This is a genomic window from Pseudomonas sp. P7758 (genome assembly GCF_013386485.1).
GTDB lineage: Bacteria > Pseudomonadota > Gammaproteobacteria > Pseudomonadales > Pseudomonadaceae > Aquipseudomonas.
Map to the genome: position 1 here is coordinate 1 of NZ_JACARS010000132.1, position 16,538 is coordinate 16,538.

General features: G+C 60.6%; 19 protein-coding genes. 14 read left to right on the plus strand and 5 right to left on the minus strand.

All coding sequences use genetic code 11. The features are described 5' to 3' along the window. Positions 1-207: 207 nt before the first annotated feature. A complete protein-coding gene (locus tag HX873_RS25270; protein WP_177123371.1) occupies positions 208-510 on the minus strand; it encodes a DUF2288 domain-containing protein in 303 nt (100 codons plus the stop codon). Positions 511-850: 340 nt separating this feature from the next. Here HX873_RS25270 and HX873_RS25275 point away from each other — a divergent pair, with 340 nt between their 5' ends. The 10 genes from HX873_RS25275 to HX873_RS25320 all read left to right on the plus strand — a co-directional run bounded on the left by HX873_RS25275 (position 851) and on the right by HX873_RS25320 (position 8,569). Next, positions 851-1,978, plus strand: coding sequence for a branched-chain amino acid ABC transporter substrate-binding protein (locus HX873_RS25275; protein ID WP_087693197.1), 1,128 nt, complete (start codon positions 851-853; stop codon positions 1,976-1,978). 45 nt (positions 1,979-2,023) lie between these two features. Further along, a complete protein-coding gene (locus HX873_RS25280; RefSeq protein ID WP_003211657.1) occupies positions 2,024-2,206 on the plus strand; it encodes a hypothetical protein in 183 nt (60 codons plus the stop codon). Further along, positions 2,206-3,129 carry a high-affinity branched-chain amino acid ABC transporter permease LivH gene (gene livH, locus HX873_RS25285; RefSeq protein WP_017137212.1) on the plus strand — a complete coding sequence of 308 codons (924 nt, stop codon included), beginning with the start codon at positions 2,206-2,208 and terminating at the stop codon, positions 3,127-3,129. Before HX873_RS25280 ends, livH begins: the two co-directional genes overlap by 1 nt. Continuing rightward, entirely contained in the window at positions 3,126-4,379 is a 1,254-nt protein-coding gene (locus HX873_RS25290; protein ID WP_003211661.1) for a high-affinity branched-chain amino acid ABC transporter permease LivM, read from the plus strand. Before livH ends, HX873_RS25290 begins: the two co-directional genes overlap by 4 nt. Next, positions 4,376-5,143 carry a high-affinity branched-chain amino acid ABC transporter ATP-binding protein LivG gene (livG, locus tag HX873_RS25295; protein WP_003211663.1) on the plus strand — a complete coding sequence of 256 codons (768 nt, stop codon included), beginning with the start codon at positions 4,376-4,378 and terminating at the stop codon, positions 5,141-5,143. The genes HX873_RS25290 and livG overlap by 4 nt, the downstream gene beginning before the upstream one ends. A 1-nt stretch (position 5,144) precedes the next feature. Next, complete coding sequence (locus HX873_RS25300; protein WP_003211664.1) at positions 5,145-5,846, plus strand: ABC transporter ATP-binding protein; 702 nt, start codon at positions 5,145-5,147, stop codon at positions 5,844-5,846. A gap of 260 nt (positions 5,847-6,106) precedes the next feature. Beyond that, a complete protein-coding gene (locus HX873_RS25305) occupies positions 6,107-6,412 on the plus strand; it encodes a DUF2282 domain-containing protein (protein WP_003211666.1) in 306 nt (101 codons plus the stop codon). A 26-nt stretch (positions 6,413-6,438) separates the two neighbouring features. Further along, entirely contained in the window at positions 6,439-7,314 is an 876-nt protein-coding gene (locus HX873_RS25310; protein WP_003211668.1) for a DUF692 domain-containing protein, read from the plus strand. After that, positions 7,311-8,087, plus strand: coding sequence for a DUF2063 domain-containing protein (locus HX873_RS25315; protein WP_087693196.1), 777 nt, complete (start codon positions 7,311-7,313; stop codon positions 8,085-8,087). Before HX873_RS25310 ends, HX873_RS25315 begins: the two co-directional genes overlap by 4 nt. Further along, positions 8,084-8,569 carry a DoxX family protein gene (locus HX873_RS25320; RefSeq protein ID WP_003211673.1) on the plus strand — a complete coding sequence of 162 codons (486 nt, stop codon included), beginning with the start codon at positions 8,084-8,086 and terminating at the stop codon, positions 8,567-8,569. The genes HX873_RS25315 and HX873_RS25320 overlap by 4 nt, the downstream gene beginning before the upstream one ends. Here HX873_RS25320 and HX873_RS25325 read toward each other — a convergent pair. Continuing rightward, positions 8,566-9,474 carry a LysR family transcriptional regulator gene (locus HX873_RS25325; protein ID WP_003211675.1) on the minus strand — a complete coding sequence of 303 codons (909 nt, stop codon included), beginning with the start codon at positions 9,472-9,474 and terminating at the stop codon, positions 8,566-8,568. The genes HX873_RS25320 and HX873_RS25325 overlap by 4 nt on opposite strands. 104 nt (positions 9,475-9,578) lie before the next feature. On the opposite strand from HX873_RS25325, the gene HX873_RS25330 reads away from it, so the two are divergent. Beyond that, the gene (locus tag HX873_RS25330; RefSeq protein ID WP_003211677.1) at positions 9,579-10,178 is read left to right on the plus strand and encodes a short chain dehydrogenase; all 600 of its coding nucleotides are present in this window, start codon (positions 9,579-9,581) and stop codon (positions 10,176-10,178) included. Between the two features lie 16 nt (positions 10,179-10,194). On the opposite strand, the gene HX873_RS25335 is transcribed toward HX873_RS25330, so the two are convergent. Continuing rightward, positions 10,195-10,590: a hypothetical protein gene (locus HX873_RS25335; protein WP_177123372.1), complete on the minus strand. Its 396-nt coding sequence runs from the start codon at positions 10,588-10,590 to the stop codon at positions 10,195-10,197. Between the two features lie 136 nt (positions 10,591-10,726). On the opposite strand from HX873_RS25335, the gene HX873_RS25340 reads away from it, so the two are divergent. After that, positions 10,727-11,398 carry a COG3650 family protein gene (locus HX873_RS25340; RefSeq protein ID WP_003211681.1) on the plus strand — a complete coding sequence of 224 codons (672 nt, stop codon included), beginning with the start codon at positions 10,727-10,729 and terminating at the stop codon, positions 11,396-11,398. A 107-nt stretch (positions 11,399-11,505) separates the two neighbouring features. Beyond that, positions 11,506-13,119 carry an NAD(P)/FAD-dependent oxidoreductase gene (locus tag HX873_RS25345; RefSeq protein WP_177123373.1) on the plus strand — a complete coding sequence of 538 codons (1,614 nt, stop codon included), beginning with the start codon at positions 11,506-11,508 and terminating at the stop codon, positions 13,117-13,119. A 135-nt stretch (positions 13,120-13,254) separates the two neighbouring features. Here the strand turns inward: HX873_RS25345 and HX873_RS25350 are convergent, their stop codons facing one another. Further along, entirely contained in the window at positions 13,255-14,352 is a 1,098-nt protein-coding gene (locus HX873_RS25350; protein ID WP_177123379.1) for a PLP-dependent cysteine synthase family protein, read from the minus strand. 213 nt (positions 14,353-14,565) lie between these two features. On the opposite strand from HX873_RS25350, the gene nhaA reads away from it, so the two are divergent. Beyond that, complete coding sequence (gene nhaA / locus HX873_RS25355) at positions 14,566-15,753, plus strand: Na+/H+ antiporter NhaA (RefSeq protein ID WP_003211688.1); 1,188 nt, start codon at positions 14,566-14,568, stop codon at positions 15,751-15,753. A gap of 81 nt (positions 15,754-15,834) precedes the next feature. Here the strand turns inward: nhaA and HX873_RS25360 are convergent, their stop codons facing one another. Next, positions 15,835-16,299 carry a glycine zipper 2TM domain-containing protein gene (locus HX873_RS25360; RefSeq protein ID WP_003189251.1) on the minus strand — a complete coding sequence of 155 codons (465 nt, stop codon included), beginning with the start codon at positions 16,297-16,299 and terminating at the stop codon, positions 15,835-15,837. Positions 16,300-16,538: the final 239 nt, after the last annotated feature.

The following is a 16,538-nucleotide window of genomic DNA, read 5'->3' on the forward strand; positions in this document are numbered from 1 at the left end:
GTGGCCGTTACCTAAATAACGAATATGTACACATACCCAGAAACAATTCCCCCCGCACTCCGCCGCTACCAAAACTGTTCCCATGACGCGCACGTAACCCCCGCCTGTGACCTTTCTCTACGGCAAGGTGCCATCACCGCAAATGCAGTTACCCGCCTACACACTTAAACTCGGAAAAATCACGCACCCTTTTCGCGCATGCATTTCCTACATTGCCCTTTCCTGGATCAGAATCCACGGCGAAACCACCACCGCCCACAAACTCGGATCCCGCTCAACCAGATCCAATGCCCGCGTCGCAGACACCTCGCCAAGACTCCCCGCAGCCAGCCAGGCAGCGACTTTCTCACGGTTGTCCTCAGCCATGCCCTCGGCGGCCTCGATCAAATCCAGCCCGGCGTCGACCCACAATAGGGCACCCTTGGCAAAGAACGGCTCAAGCTCCTTCCAGGAAATTTCGGCAGTTTCACCAAGCAGCTTGGCATAGAGGGTGCTAGGTTCTTGCGTCATGGGAGTTCACCTGAAGAAAAAATCGGCGCAATCATACCGTCGAGCCCCAGGCAGAAAAACCCAGTTGCAAATGAGGCACCGAACGAAAGTGTCAGGAAAGCCAAGGATTGCCCGAAACTCTGGCATCACCCCGCCGCAATTCTGTCTTTTTCTTTCATTTAAGCGACATACCCGGGTTTTGCCCCCAGCAGCCAGCTTTTCAAGCGATCAACCGGCGCTCTACACTGTACCGGTACAGTTGCCAGGCCGCTGCCGGGGGATATCCGAGATATCTGATCCGGTTCTGCAGCTCACAAGGCCGCTAGAACTATAAAAAATACAACAGTAAGAGTGGAGCACTATGAATAAGGCTACTAAGCAGATTTCCAAACTGTTTGCCGCTATGGTCCTGGCCGGGGTTGCCAGCCATTCGTTCGCAGCTGACACCATCAAGATCGGTATTGCCGGCCCTAAAACCGGCCCTGTGACCCAGTACGGCGACATGCAGTTCATGGGTGCCAAGCAGGCCATCGCCGACATCAACGCCAAGGGCGGCGTAGATGGCAAAATGCTCGAAGCCAAGGAATACGACGACGCTTGCGATCCAAAACAAGCCGTGGCCGTAGCCAACAAAGTGGTCAACGACGGCGTCAAGTTCGTGGTCGGTCACCTTTGCTCCAGCTCCACTCAGCCAGCATCCGACATCTACGAAGACGAAGGCGTGATCATGATCACCCCGGCTGCCACCAGCCCGGAAATCACGTCCCGTGGCTACAAGCTGGTCTTCCGCACCATCGGCCTGGACAGCGCCCAGGGCCCTGCCGCCGGTAACTACATCGCCGACCACGTGAAGCCGAAAGTCGTAGCCGTTATCCACGACAAACAGCAATACGGTGAAGGCATCGCCACCGCCGTTAAACAAACCCTCGAGAAGAAAGGCGTGAAAGTTGCCCTCTTCGAAGGCATCAACGCTGGCGACAAAGACTTCGGTTCGCTGATCCAGAAGCTCAAGCAAGCCAACGTCGACTTCGTCTACTACGGCGGCTACCACCCTGAGCTGGGCCTGATCCTGCGCCAAGCCAAGGAAAAAGGCGTGAACGCCAAGTTCATGGGCCCTGAAGGCGTCGGCAACGACTCCATCTCGCAAATCGCCCAGAACGCTTCCGAAGGCCTGCTGGTTACCCTGCCGAAATCCTTCGACACCGATCCTGCCAACAAGGCAATCGTTGAAGAGTTCACCAAGAACAAGCAGGACCCAACCGGTCCGTTCGTGTTCCCGGCCTACTCGGCTGTTGAAGTGATCGCCGGCGGTATCGCTGCCGCGAAGAGCGAAGACACCGCCAAGGTGGCAGCGGCCATCCACGCCGGTACCTTCAAGACCCCGACCGGCGACCTGAGCTTCGACGCCAAGGGCGACCTGAAGGACTTCAAGTTCGTGGTCTACGAATGGCACTTCGGCAAACCAAAAACCGAAGTTTCCCCTCAGTAAGCCAGGCGTTACTGGTCAACAAGCCCACTGTGCAAGCAGTGGGCTTTGTTTTACGAGGTTTATGGGCCTGTCACCCGCGATCCGGGCGCTGGCTCACCTGAAAATCTTAAAACCGTCACCAGCGGTTCGCTGGCAAACGCTTTGTGCAACCTGATCACAGAACAGGGCACCGAGCCGGAAATTGACTCCACCAGTGAAATGCGTATCGGGTTTTTAGGAGCGCTGTAATGCCTGAGATCTATCATTTTTTCCAAACGCTGGTTAACGGCATGACCGTTGGCAGCACCTATGCCTTGATAGCCATTGGCTACACAATGGTTTACGGCATCATTGGAATGATTAACTTCGCCCATGGCGAGGTGTACATGATTGGTTCCTACGTGGCCTTCATCGCCCTTGCCGGGCTGGCCATGCTGGGTATCCATTCCCTGCCGCTGTTGATGACCGCTGCATTCCTGGCGTCCATCGTCGTAACCAGTGCCTATGGCTACAGTATCGAACGCGTTGCGTACCGCCCCTTGCGTGGCAGCAACCGCTTGATCCCGCTGATCTCTGCGATCGGCATGTCGATTTTCCTGCAGAACACCGTATTGCTGTCCCAGGATTCCAAGGACAAATCCATTCCCAACCTGATCCCGGGGAGCTTCTCCTTCGGCCCAGGTGGCGCACAAGAAGTGCTGATTTCCTACATGCAGGTCCTGGTCTTCGTCGTCACCCTGGTGGCAATGCTCGGCCTGACCCTGTTCATCTCTCGCTCCCGTCTGGGGCGCGCCTGCCGGGCCTGCGCCGAAGACATCAAGATGGCCAACCTGTTGGGCATCAACACCAACAACATCATCGCCCTGACCTTCGTCATCGGTGCCGCACTGGCGGCTATCGCTGCCGTGTTGCTGAGCATGCAGTACGGCGTGATCAACCCCAACGCCGGTTTCCTGGTGGGCCTCAAGGCCTTCACCGCGGCGGTATTGGGCGGCATCGGCAGCATTCCGGGCGCGATGCTCGGCGGGCTGGTGCTGGGGGTGGCTGAAGCCTTTGGCGCCGACGTATTCGGTGACCAGTACAAGGACGTGGTGGCATTCGGTCTATTGGTTCTGGTGCTGTTGTTCCGGCCGACCGGCATTCTGGGCCGTCCGGAGGTTGAGAAAGTATGAGCAGATATCTTAAATCGGCGTTTTTCAGCGCCTTGCTGGTCTGGGCCGTGGCCTTCCCGGTACTCGGGCTCAAGCTGAGCATTGTCGGGATCAACCTCGAAGTGCATGGCACCGGCCCCGTGACATTGACCATCATTGCCCTGTGCTCGGTGCTGATGTTCCTGCGCGTGCTGTTCACCCAGCAGGTCGGGGCACTCCTCAAGTCCAACCGTGGGCCGTTGGTTTCGCCCAAGGTCAGCCAGTTCCTGACCCTGCCGCGCACCCAGCGCTACATCATCATCGGCCTGATCGTGGCCGCGTTGATCTGGCCTTTCTTCGGTTCCCGTGGTGCGGTGGATATCGCGACGCTGATCCTGATCTACGTGTTGCTGGGCCTGGGCCTGAACATCGTGGTGGGTCTCGCCGGCCTGCTCGACCTGGGCTATGTGGGCTTCTACGCGGTGGGTGCCTACACCTACGCGCTGCTCTCGCACTACCTGGGCTGGGGCTTCTGGATCTGCCTGCCACTGGCCGGCATGGCGGCGGCCACATTTGGCTTCCTGCTGGGCTTCCCGGTACTGCGCTTGCGCGGTGACTACCTGGCGATCGTGACCCTGGGCTTCGGTGAAATCATCCGTCTGTTCCTGCGTAACCTCACCGATATCACCGGCGGCCCCAACGGCATCAGCAGCATTCCCAAGCCGACGTTCTTCGGGCTGACGTTCGACCGCACCGCGGCCGAAGGCATGCAGACGTTCCACGAGTACTTCGGGATCGACTACAACCCGGTGAGCAAAGTGGTGTTCCTGTACCTGGTGGCCCTGCTGCTGGCACTGGCGGCGCTGTTCGTGATCAACCGCCTGCTGCGCATGCCGATCGGCCGTGCGTGGGAAGCGCTGCGCGAAGATGAAATCGCCTGCCGTGCACTAGGCATGAACCCGACCGTCATCAAGCTTTCGGCATTCACCCTCGGGGCCACCTTCGCCGGTTTTGCTGGCAGCTTCTTCGCCGCTCGCCAAGGTTTGGTGACGCCGGAGTCGTTCACCTTCATCGAGTCGGCAATCATCCTCGCCATCGTGGTACTGGGCGGCATGGGCTCGCAGCTGGGCGTGATCCTCGCGGCGATCGTGATGATCCTGCTGCCGGAAATGATGCGTGAATTCAGCGAATACCGCATGTTGATGTTCGGCGCCATGATGGTGCTGATGATGATCTGGCGACCTCAAGGCCTGCTGCCCATGCAACGTCCCCACATGGAGCTGCGCAAATGAGCCGCGAGATCCTGAAAGTCGAAAACTTGAGCATGCGCTTCGGCGGTTTGCTGGCGGTCAACGGCGTGGCCCTGACCGTGCAAGAGAAACAAGTCGTGGCCCTGATCGGCCCCAACGGCGCCGGCAAGACTACGGTGTTCAACTGCCTGACCGGCTTCTACAAGCCGGCTGGCGGCACCATCCTGCTGGACGGCCAGCCGATCCAGGGCCTGGCCGGCCACGAGATCGCCCGCAAGGGCGTGGTGCGGACCTTCCAGAACGTGCGGTTGTTCAAGGACATGACGGCGGTCGAGAACCTGTTGATCGCCCAGCATCGCCACCTGAACACCAACTTCTTTGCCGGCCTGTTCAAGACTCCGTCGTTCCGCAAGAGCGAGCGCGAGGCCATGGAATATGCAGCGTACTGGCTGGACAAGGTCAACCTCACCGAGTTTGCCAACCGTCCTGCCGGCACCCTGGCCTACGGTCAGCAACGGCGCCTGGAAATCGCCCGCTGCATGATGACCCGCCCGCGGATCCTCATGCTCGACGAACCGGCCGCCGGCTTGAACCCGAAGGAAACAGAAGACCTCAAGGCGCTGATCAGTGTGCTGCGTGAAGAAAACAACGCCACCGTGCTGCTGATCGAACACGACATGAAACTGGTCATGAGCATTTCCGACCATATCGTCGTGATCAACCAGGGCACGCCACTGGCCGACGGTACGCCGGAGCAGATCCGCGACAACCCGGAAGTGATCAAAGCCTATTTGGGGGAAGCGTAAAATGCTGCAATTCGAAAACGTTTCCACTTTCTACGGCAAGATCCAGGCGCTGCACAGCGTCAACGTGGAAGTGCGCCAGGGCGAAATCGTTACCCTGATCGGCGCCAACGGTGCCGGTAAATCCACGCTGCTGATGACCCTGTGCGGTTCGCCCCAGGCTCACAGCGGCAGCATCCGCTACATGGGTGAGGAGCTGGTGGGCCAGGCCTCCTCCGAGATCATGCGCAAGAGCATTGCCGTGGTTCCGGAAGGCCGCCGGGTATTTGCCCGCCTGACCGTGGAAGAGAACCTCGCCATGGGCGGGTTCTTCACCGACAAGGGCGATTACCAGGAGCAGATGGACAAGGTGCTGCACCTGTTCCCGCGGCTCAAGGAACGCTTCAGCCAGCGCGGCGGCACCATGTCCGGCGGCGAACAGCAAATGCTCGCCATCGGCCGCGCGCTGATGAGCAAGCCCAAGCTGTTGTTGCTGGACGAACCGTCCCTGGGGTTGGCGCCGATCATCATCCAGCAGATCTTCGACATCATCGAACAGCTGCGCAAGGACGGTGTGACGGTGTTCCTGGTGGAGCAGAACGCCAACCAGGCGCTGAAGATTGCCGACCGCGCCTACGTGCTGGAAAACGGCCGAGTGGTGATGCAGGGCAGCGGCGAACAACTGCTGACCGATCCGAAAGTACGTGAGGCTTATCTGGGCGGTTGATGCCCATCTGGTCAATGTATGAGCGGGCTTTTGTGGGAGCGGGCTTGCTCGCGAAGGCGGTGGATCAGCCAACTTGTTGGGTGACTGACCCACTGCCTTCGCGAGCAAGCCCGCTCCCACATTTGTTTGGTGTGAACCAAAGACTTTGGCGAAACCTGAAATTATTTTCCCCGGCTTTGTAACGAATCCCTTCCCCCTTTCTCTAGTGGTGTAAGCAGGCGAACATGCTTGCCAACTCAACCCACTGCTGGAGATACACCATGACTACCAAAACCCGCTCGCTGTCCGCCGCCACCCTCGTCCTGGCCCTGGGTTCGGCCCTGAGCCTGTCCGCCCTGACCACCACCGCCCACGCCGCCGATGACATGCAGAAATGCTTCGGTGTAGCCGAAGCCGGCAAGAACGATTGCGCCGCAGGCGCGGGCACTTCCTGCGCGGGCACCTCGAAGGTCAAGGATCAGGCCAACGCCTGGAAACTGGTCCCGGCCGGTACCTGCCTGAAAACCCCAAGCACCACCTCGCCAACCGGCTTCGGCCAGGAAGCTGCCTTCACCGCCAAGTCCTGAAACCCTGCACAGCCTGAGTACTGACGATGACGCTCTCATTCACCCACTCCATCTCCCAGGCTCAGGCGCCCGGCCTCCCCCGTCGGGCCGGGCTGGGGCTCAAGAACGAGCACTTCAGTGAAGTGCTCGAGACGTCCCCCGATATCGGTTTTTTTGAAGTCCACGCCGAAAACTACATGGTGGCCGGCGGGCCTTTCCATCACTACCTGGGCTTGATCCGCGAACAGTACCCGCTGTCGCTGCACGGTGTAGGCCTGTCCATTGGCGGCGAAGGTCCGCTGAACGACGAGCACCTGGCGCGCTTGGCCACGCTGATCGAACGCTATCAACCCCACTCCTTTTCCGAACACCTGGCCTGGTCCAGCCACGGCCCGGTGTTTCTCAATGATTTGCTGCCGCTGGCGTATGACGATGAAACCCTGAAGCGGGTGTGCGAACACATCGACCAGGTACAAACCCGCCTGCAGCGGACCATGCTGCTGGAGAACCCGTCGACCTATCTGCAATTCCAGTGCTCCACCCTGGAAGAGACCGACTTCATCAGCGAAGCGATTCGCCGCACCGGCTGCGGGCTGCTGCTGGACGTGAACAATGTGTATGTGTCGTGCATCAACCATCAGCAAGACCCGCTGAAGTACATAGAGGCCTTGCCGTTGCACGCCGTGGGCGAGATTCACCTGGCAGGGTTTGCCGAAGACACCGACAGCCTCGGCGACCGTTTGCTGATTGACGATCACGGCGCCCCCATCGACAACGCGGTATGGCAGCTCTACCAGCACGTGCTCAGCCGCACCGGGCCGGTCGCCACGCTGATCGAGCGCGACAACCAGGTGCCGGCGTTCAGCGTGCTGCACGCTGAAGCACGCGAGGCCGACCGGTTTCTGCTGGAGGTGCGTGCATGAGCCGCCAGGACGTCTTTAGCCGCGCCCTGCTGTCCCCCGAGGAAAACTGCCCGCAAGGCTTGTTCAGCTGCAACGGCGCCGATCCGGCCAGTCGTTTTGCGGTGTATCGCAACAATGTCCATAGCTCGCTGATCAACGCGCTGGCCGCCGGCTACCCGGTCACCCTGCAACTGGTGGGCGATGAGTTTTTTCGGGCGATGGCCGGTGTGTATGTCCAGGGTTTCCCGCCGACAAGCCCTCTGATCAATGAGTACGGCAGCGACCTGGCGGACTTTATCCAGGGCTTCGCGCCCGCCGCCAGCGTGCCTTACCTGGCTGATGTGGCGCGCCTGGAGCGATTGCGGGTGAGGGCCTACCACGCGGCAGACGCACAGCCACTGGATCAACAGGAGGTCATCGCCACCCTGCAACAACAGTCGGACCTGGGCGAACTGCGCCTGCAACTGCATCCATCCCTGGCCACCCTGAACTCGGCCTACGCCGTGGTGGCTTTATGGGCGGCGCATCAGACCGGCGAATCCCTCGCCACCCTCGACCCCTTCCATGCCCAAAGCGCGCTGGTGCTACGCAATGGCCTGCACGTGCAGGTATTTCACATCGACAGCGGCTCAGCGACGTTTATCAACAGCCTGAACAACGGTTGGCCATTGGAAATGGCCGTGGCCTACGCCCTCGATGCGGCCGCCGAATTTGACCTGCACCAATGCCTGGCCCTGCTGATCGGTCACGGCGCCATCACCCACTTGCACACAGAACCCAAGGTATCGCCATGAACACCACCGCTCCCGGGCTCATCCAACGGATCATCCAGTGCTTCGAGAAAATCCCCTACAGCCTGATCGCCTTTGTCGCACGCTTCTCTATCGCGGCGGTGTTCTGGAAATCCGGCCAGACCAAAGTGGAAGGCCTCGCCGTGGACCTGATCGGCGGGACCTTCCAGCTGGGCTGGCCGCACTTGGCGCCGTCCACCCTGCCGCTGTTTCGCAGCGAATACCACGTGCCGCTGCTGTCTGCGGAAGTGGCGGCGCACATGGCTGCGTTCGCCGAGCATTTCTTCCCGGTGCTGATCCTCGTGGGGTTTGCCACGCGATTCTCGGCGCTGGCGCTGCTGGGCATGACCCTGACCATCCAGCTTTTCGTCTACCCGGACGCCTACCCGACCCACGGCACCTGGATCGCATTGCTGCTGCTGTTGATGGCCAAGGGGCCGGGCAGCTTCTCGATTGATCACCTGATTGCGCGACGCTACCGCTAAAGGCGATCGAGGGCTTCGCCGCTGCGCTTGAACCAGCCCACCAGATAATCTGCGAGTACCTGGGTGCGGCGCGGCAGGCCGCCCTGATACGGATGGACCAGGTACATCGGCATGCTGCGGGTCTGATAATCCCGCAGGAGCCAGCGCAGGCGACCGTCAGCCAATTCCGCGTGCAGCACGTAGGACGGCAAGCGCGCGATGCCCGCCCCCACCAGTGCAGCCTTCTTCAACAAGTTGTAATGGTTGGAGGCAAAGGTCCCGGATACCCGAACCCGCAGCAGCTCATGCTGTTGGTGATACAGCCACTCTTCACGACCACTGTAGTGGCTGTTCAGCAAGCAGTTGTGGCCCACCAGTTCCGCCGGCGTCAGCGGCTCGCCGTGCTGTTCCAGGTAAGCCGGGCTGGCGCAGGTCATCTCGTGCCAGGCGAGCAACGGCTTGGCGACCAGACGCTCGTCGTTGGCGACCTCCGAACGTACCGCCAGGTCGAAGCCATCCCGCGCCAGGTCCCGGTACTGGTTGTTGAGTTCCAACTCGATCTGCACCTGTGGGTACTCCCGGGAAAACTCCAGCAACAGACCGTCGAAGAAGGTTTCGCCGAGGGACACCGGAACCGTCATACGCACCGGACCGACGAGATCATCCTTGAGCCTGGCCAATGCCTGACGTGCCCGCTCCACCTGGACCACCAACGCCTGGGCTTGCGGCAACAGTGCCGCACCCGCCGCCGTCAGGCTCAGGCGGCGGGTGGTGCGATGCAACAACACCACCGAAAACTGCGCTTCCAACTGGCTGATGCGCTTGGACAGTTGCCCTTTGCTGCAGCCCAGTTGCTGGGCCGCCAAGGTAAAGCTGCCGGCTTCGATCAACACGGCAAACGCGGCGAGGTCATCCATTTCGCTCATGGATTGTTTCCAATTGAAAACCAAAGGTTGCCTATTAGTGCACTTATCCGCGCAAAAAATCACTCTAGACTGAAACTTCACCTACACATCTGGAGGAAGGCACGATGAAAATCCTGTTGATTGGCGCAAGCGGTACCGTGGGTTCGGCGGTGAAGGCAGAACTGTCCCAACGGCATGAAGTGATCAGCATCGGTCGCAAAAGTGGCGACTTCCAGGTCGATATCAGCGACAGCGCCTCGATCCGCAAACTGTTCGAACAGACCGGCAAATTCGACGCACTGATCTGCGCCGCCGGCAGCGTCAACTTCGTGCCCCTGGGCGACATGAGCGAAACCGATTTTGACCTGGGCCTGCAAGACAAGCTGATGGGCCAGGTCAACCTGCTGCTGATTGGCCGCGAGTTCGCCAATGACGGCGCGTCGTTCACCTTCACCAGCGGCATTCTCAACCGCGATCCGATTCGCACCGGTGCTTCGGCTGCCCTGGTCAACGGCGCGCTGGATGCATTCGTGAAAGCCGCTGCGATCGAACTGCCCCGCGGCCTGCGCATCAACTCGGTCAGCCCTACCGTCCTGCTGGAAGCCATGGGCAGCTACGCGCCGTACTTCCGTGGGTACAAACCGGCTCCGGGTGCAGAAGTGGCGTTGGCCTACGCGAAAAGCGTGGAAGGCTTGCAGACCGGGCAGACGTTTATCGTTGGTTGACCAGCCTGAAAAGCCGTCACCGTTGAACCCAGGGCATCCATTTACGGAGCATGTCCTGGGGGACGGAAAACTGTATTTCTCGTGTGTTCAGCACACCCATTACAGTGGCGCCATCACTCACGTTGTAGCCGTCTACGTATGTCGAAACCTGCTTGTTGTAAGCCAGTAAAGTAATTGCAGCCGTGCGGGCCCTGGCCTCCGGGCTCAGCGTGACATTGACCGAAATAAAGTCCGGGATACTGTCAGGCGTCCTCTTCACGGTGATCGAGATCTCGGTAAAGTCAGTGGCAGAGGAGTACTCCAGCCGCGCCGGTTCACTGCCCAGTGCAGAACCCGTCACCAGTAACAGCCCCCACAGATTCCATCGAATAGTCATCGCGGCTTTCCGAATAAAAGAGAAAGACGTTCCCATGACCGTTCAGATCCCTCTATAGGAAAAGTCCCAGCAGGGATGATCGCCCCCGGCACACCTTATTCAACCTGTGTCCCGGGCTTGTGATGCACCGCCAGCCTGCGTAACGTGGCGGCACTTATCAGGAGACCCGATAATGCGTGCCGCCCGTACCCTAGCCTTGTTTGCCCTGTTGCCCCTGTTCGCCGCCTGCCAGATGTTCGATAACGAGCCGGCCAAGCCCTCTCTCGCCGGGATGACCCGCATGCAGGGCGAGTTGACGGCGCAGGGTGACAAACTGCTGTTCCAGCCCTGCAACGACAAACGCAACTACGTGGTCAACGACACCGGTGGCACCAGCATCCTGCAGGAGGCCGCCTCCCTGGCCGGCCAGCAAGGCGCACTGTTTGCCGACCTGCGTGGCAAGTTCTCCGGCGTCGCCAGCGGCACCCAGGGCACGGTGGACCTGCAACAGGTGTACCGCGTCGAGCGCTCGACCTCGGCCTGTGATGACCCGGACTTCAAGCGCATGATCCTGCGGGCCAACGGCCACAAGCCGGCCTGGGCGATGAACGTCACCGCCAAGGGCATGGTGCTGGAACGCGAAGGCCAGCCACCATTGGCCGTGCCGTATGTGGAAGAGCAATCGGGCGACGGACGGTTCAACCTGATGACCGAAGCGAATAACCAGCACATCGAACTGTGGGTGGCCCCGCAACGCTGTGTCGACAGCGCCAGCGGCAGCCTGCAGCACATGTCCGCCGAGCTTCGGGTCAACGGCCAGGTGCAACGCGGTTGCGCGTCGTTCGGCGGTTCGCGAGACGACTGATTGCGCCCTGCGCTGTTTTAGCATGACGGGAAACCGCTGTTGGGGCTTATAATCGCCGGTTTGCAAAACAGCCGGCCTCTTTGCCCGCCGCCTACCGGATTCCTGTCATGTTACGAATCACCGAACTCAAGCTGCCCATCGACCATCCCGAAGAAGACCTGCGGCCTGCCATTGTGCAACGCCTGGGCATCGCCAGTGATGACCTGCTCGATTTCACCCTGTTCAAACGCAGCTACGACGCCCGCAAGAAATCGTCGGAGCTGTGCTTCATCTACACCATCGACCTGGAAGTCAAAGGCGAGGCGGCCCTGCTGCTCAAGTTCGCCGACGACCGCAACGTCAACCCGGCGCCGGACATCAGCTACAAGGTCGTGGGCCATGCGCCGGAAGGCCTGACCGAGCGGCCGATCGTCGTCGGTTTTGGCCCGTGCGGGATCTTCGCCGGGCTGTTGCTGGCACAGATGGGTTTCAAGCCGATCATCCTCGAGCGCGGCCGCGAAGTGCGCCAGCGCACCAAGGACACCTGGGGCCTTTGGCGCAAGAATGTGCTGAACCCGGAATCCAACGTGCAGTTCGGTGAAGGCGGCGCCGGGACCTTCTCCGACGGCAAGCTCTACAGCCAGATCAAGGACCCGAAATTCCACGGTCGCAAGGTGCTGCACGAGTTCGTCAAGGCCGGTGCGCCAGACGAAATCCTCTACGTCAGCAAGCCGCATATCGGTACGTTTCGCCTGACCGGCGTCGTGGAAAACATGCGCCAGCAGATCATCGCCCTGGGCGGTGAAGTGCGCTTCGAGCAGCGGGTCACCGACGTGCTGATCGAAGACGGCCAGTTGAATGGCGTGGTGGTGGATGGCGGCGAGCAGATCCTGTCCAAGCACGTAATCCTGGCCCTCGGCCACAGCGCCCGCGATACCTTCCGCATGCTGCATGGCCGTGGCGTGTACATGGAAGCCAAGCCGTTCTCGGTGGGTTTCCGTATCGAACACCCGCAGTCGCTGATCGACGCTGCACGCCTGGGCAAGTACGCCGGCCACCCGAAACTCGGGGCCGCCGATTACAAACTGGTGCACCACGCCCAGAACGGCCGTTCGGTGTACAGCTTCTGCATGTGCCCGGGCGGTACCGTGGTCGCGGCGACATCAGAGCCGAACCGCGTAGTAACCAACGGCATGAGCCAGTACTCCCGTAACGAACGCAACGCCAACTCCGGGATCGTGGTGGGCATCACCCCGGAAGTGGATTACCCGGGCGGCCCGCTGGCCGGGATCGAGTTGCAGGAACGCCTGGAATCCCACGCGTTCATCCTCGGCGGCAGCAACTACGAAGCACCGGCGCAGCTGGTGGGTGATTTCATCGCCGGCAAGCCGTCCACCGCCATCGGTACCGTGGAGCCATCCTACAAGCCCGGCGTAGCCCTGGGTGACCTGGCGCTGGCGTTGCCGGAGTTTGCCATCGAAGCCATCCGCGAAGCGTTGCCGGCGTTCGAGAAGCAGATCAAGGGCTACTCGCTGCACGACGCGGTCCTGACCGGGATCGAGACCCGCACTTCTTCGCCGCTGCGGATTACCCGTAACGAGTCGATGCAGAGCCTGAACGTGAAAGGCCTGTTCCCGGCGGGCGAAGGTGCCGGTTATGCCGGTGGGATTTTGTCGGCGGGTGTCGACGGGATTCGGATTGCCGAGGCGCTGGCGCGGGATATGTTGGGCCTGGAGGCTTAACCACTGCGCTGAAAACGCAGCAGATCAAATGTGGGAGCGGGCTTGCTCGCGAATGCGGTGGATCAGCCGAATCATGTATTGGCTGACACTCCGCATTCGCGAGCAAGCCCGCTCCCACATTGGTAATGCGGTGTTTTAGATATTGGCGCGCAGGATGCTTTCCGGCAACGGTTGCCCCCGCTCGACACTCGCCGCAACGGCCGCAATCAAACCCTCCAACTCATACCCCTGCCCTGCCAGCCAGGTCTGATCGTAATAGGTCGTGGCATAGCGCTCACCGCCGTCGCACAAGATCGCCACGATCGAGCCCGACTCCCCTGCCGCCTTCATCTGCTGCGCCGCGATCAACGCACCGATCAGGTTGGTGCCACTTGAGCCGCCTACTCGCCGCCCCAAGCGCTGCGCCAGGTAATGCATGGCCGCCAGGGACAGCGCATCCGGCACCTTGACCATCGCATCAATCACTTTCGGCAGGAACGACGCCTCAACCCGTGGCCGGCCAATACCTTCGATGCGCGAGCCACAGTCCAGGCGCAGGCTGGCGTCGCCGCTCAGGTAGTAGTCGAAAAACACCGAACGCTCCGCGTCCGCGCACAACACTCGGGTGCAGTGCTGGCGATAACGCACATAACGCCCCAACGTCGCCGTGGTGCCACCCGTGCCGGGGCTGGAAATCAGCCAACTCGGCTCCGGATAACGCTCAAAGCGCAGTTGCTGGAAGATCGATTCAGCGATGTTGTTGTTGGCGCGCCAGTCAGTGGCACGTTCGGCATAGGTGAACTGGTCCATGAAATGGCCACCGCTTTCCTGCGCCAGGCGCTCGGATTCGGCGTAGATCTGCGTCGGATCCTGCACCAGATGGCTCTTGCCCCCGTAGAACGCGATCTGCGCAATCTTTTCCTGGGAAGTGGTGGCCGGCATCACCGCAATAAACGGCAAGCCCAGCAGCCTGGCGAAGTACGCCTCGGAAATCGCCGTGGAACCGCTGGAGGCTTCGATCACCGGTGCACCGGGCTTGAGCCAGCCGTTGCACAACGCATAGAGGAACAACGAACGCGCCAACCGATGTTTCAGGCTGCCGGTGGGATGGCTGGACTCATCCTTGAAATACAACTCGATACCTGGCAAACCCTGCATTGGCAAGGGGATCAGGTGGGTGTCGGCGCTACGCTGGAAGTCCGCTTCAATAATGCGAATGGCTTCGCGGGCCCATTGGCGGTTGTCGCTCATGATCGGTTTCTCTAAGGATTTCAGACCTGATCTTAGGATGTTTCCTACACTCCACACAGATACAGTCATGACTCAATTGGACACACAATTTTCGGGGTCTGGCGCGCAAGTGATCAGACCGATTCCTTATAACAAATAAGAATATAACTTTTGTTTTAACAACTAACGGTACGGGTTAGGGTACCCACCTATTGAACTTTGATTGGAGAGCATCCCTTGCCTCTGCGTAGCACTTTCACCCGTTTCTTCCAGCTGGAAGCCGCCAGCGGTCTGCTCCTGATCGCTGCTGCCGCTTTGGCGCTGATCATCAACAACTCACCGCTGTCGCACCTCTACGCGAGTTTTCTCGACGTGCCGGTGGTCGCACAAATCGGCGCCCTGAAAATCGCCAAGCCGGCGCTGCTGTGGATCAACGACGGCCTGATGGCCCTGTTCTTCCTGCTGATCGGCCTTGAGGTCAAACGCGAGTTGCTCGACGGCCAACTGTCCAAGCCTTCGCAAGTAGTACTGCCGGGAGCGGCAGCCATCGGCGGCATGGTCGTGCCGGCGCTGATCTATTGGGCGCTGAACAAGGACAACCCGGCCGCCCTGGGTGGCTGGGCAATCCCCATGGCCACCGACATTGCCTTCGCCCTGGGCGTATTGGCCCTGCTGGGCAAGCGCGTGCCGGTTTCGCTGAAGCTGTTCCTGATGACCCTGGCCATCATCGACGACCTTGGCGCAATCATCGTGATCGCCATCTTCTACTCCACCGACCTGTCCGGGGCGTCATTGGCCGGCGCAGCGGCATGCCTGATCGCCTTGATAGCCATGAACCGGCTGGGTGTGGTCAAGCTGGGGCCCTACATGATTGTCGGGCTGATCCTGTGGGTCTGCGTGCTCAAGAGTGGCGTGCACGCCACCCTGGCGGGCGTGACATTGGCCTTCTGCATCCCGCTGCGCACCAAAAACGCCGAACCATCGCCGCTGCTGACCCTGGAACACGCCCTGCATCCCTGGGTGGCCTACGCGATCCTGCCGCTGTTTGCCTTTGCCAATGCCGGCGTCTCGCTGGTGGGCGTCAACCTGGAAAGCTTCACCCACCACGTGCCAATGGGCATCGCCGCCGGCCTGCTGCTGGGCAAGACCGTTGGCGTACTGGGTTTCACCTGGGTCATGGTAAAAACCGGCCTTGCCGCACTGCCCGCCGGCGCCAACTGGGGCCAGGTGCTCGGCGTGGCGGTCCTGTGCGGCATCGGCTTCACCATGAGCCTGTTTGTCGGCTCCCTGGCGTTTGTGCCGGGCAGCAGTGAATACGCGGGTATGGACCGGATGGGCATCCTGACCGGGTCGATACTGGCGGCGCTGATCGGGTATGCGGTGACGGCGATGGCCAGTCGCAAGCAGGCGCTCGTACAAGCCTGACCGTTAAGAACAATCGCTCCCCCAACAAAAAACCCCAACCGGCCACCCGGTTGGGGTTTTTCTTTTCCTGCAACCTTACCCTTAGCGAGTAACGCGGCTGGTTCCGTCCACCGTCATGATGCGAACGCGGTCGCCGATGCGGAAGATTTCGTTCTCTTGAACCGCCTGGACGTAGGCGCGCATGCTGCCATCATCTTCGCGGACGGTGATTTCAACACCCTGGGTGCGGGTCAGGCCTTCCTCGGTGGCCGAGCCCAGCAGGCCGCCGGCGACTGCGCCGATAACGGCGGTCACGATGCTGCCACGGCCGCCGCCGATGGCGCTGCCGCCAACGCCGCCGATGACTGCGCCCGCAGCGCCGCCGATTGGGGTCTTGGTGCCTTCGATTTTCACCGGACGCAGGGATTCGATGGTGCCCATGCGAACAGTCTGTACACGACGAGCTTCGTCACGGGAGTACGAGTCGCCGGTCAGACTCGAGGCGCAGCCACCCAGCAGCAGCGACAGGGTGGTAAAGCAGGCAACTAGTAAAACGGACTTACGCATAGCATCAACTCCAAAGGACAGGTATCCATTAAACCGCTGTGGCTTGCCGCCTGTCACGGCATGCCGGGCAGAAAATTGTTTTCATTCAGCCTTAGTACAGAGAACCTGTACCGAAAAACTCGACGAACGGTAGCAATCCCACCTCCGTCAGGATCTTGATGGACGCTGTCATCATTGTAGCTAACGGCCGCATAACGCAGCGCAGCGCTACCCATCCAAGGCCTCTGACTAGAGACTTC

Bases quoted from the DNA above. Each gene is read 5' to 3' on its own strand.
- HX873_RS25300 (WP_003211664.1), top strand. From the start codon at position 5,145: ATGCTGCAATTCGAAAACGTTTCCACTTTCTACGGCAAGATCCAGGCG.
- HX873_RS25320 (WP_003211673.1), top strand. From the start codon at position 8,084: ATGAACACCACCGCTCCCGGGCTCATCCAACGGATCATCCAGTGCTTC.
- HX873_RS25270 (WP_177123371.1), bottom strand. From the start codon at position 510: ATGACGCAAGAACCTAGCACCCTCTATGCCAAGCTGCTTGGTGAAACT.
- HX873_RS25360 (WP_003189251.1), bottom strand. From the start codon at position 16,299: ATGCGTAAGTCCGTTTTACTAGTTGCCTGCTTTACCACCCTGTCGCTG.
- HX873_RS25340 (WP_003211681.1), top strand. From the start codon at position 10,727: ATGCGTGCCGCCCGTACCCTAGCCTTGTTTGCCCTGTTGCCCCTGTTC.
- livH (WP_017137212.1), top strand. From the start codon at position 2,206: ATGCCTGAGATCTATCATTTTTTCCAAACGCTGGTTAACGGCATGACC.
- HX873_RS25305 (WP_003211666.1), top strand. From the start codon at position 6,107: ATGACTACCAAAACCCGCTCGCTGTCCGCCGCCACCCTCGTCCTGGCC.
- livG (WP_003211663.1), top strand. From the start codon at position 4,376: ATGAGCCGCGAGATCCTGAAAGTCGAAAACTTGAGCATGCGCTTCGGC.
- HX873_RS25325 (WP_003211675.1), bottom strand. From the start codon at position 9,474: ATGAGCGAAATGGATGACCTCGCCGCGTTTGCCGTGTTGATCGAAGCC.
- HX873_RS25290 (WP_003211661.1), top strand. From the start codon at position 3,126: ATGAGCAGATATCTTAAATCGGCGTTTTTCAGCGCCTTGCTGGTCTGG.
- HX873_RS25275 (WP_087693197.1), top strand. From the start codon at position 851: ATGAATAAGGCTACTAAGCAGATTTCCAAACTGTTTGCCGCTATGGTC.
- HX873_RS25345 (WP_177123373.1), top strand. From the start codon at position 11,506: ATGTTACGAATCACCGAACTCAAGCTGCCCATCGACCATCCCGAAGAA.
- HX873_RS25315 (WP_087693196.1), top strand. From the start codon at position 7,311: ATGAGCCGCCAGGACGTCTTTAGCCGCGCCCTGCTGTCCCCCGAGGAA.
- HX873_RS25310 (WP_003211668.1), top strand. From the start codon at position 6,439: ATGACGCTCTCATTCACCCACTCCATCTCCCAGGCTCAGGCGCCCGGC.
- HX873_RS25335 (WP_177123372.1), bottom strand. From the start codon at position 10,590: ATGGGAACGTCTTTCTCTTTTATTCGGAAAGCCGCGATGACTATTCGA.
- HX873_RS25330 (WP_003211677.1), top strand. From the start codon at position 9,579: ATGAAAATCCTGTTGATTGGCGCAAGCGGTACCGTGGGTTCGGCGGTG.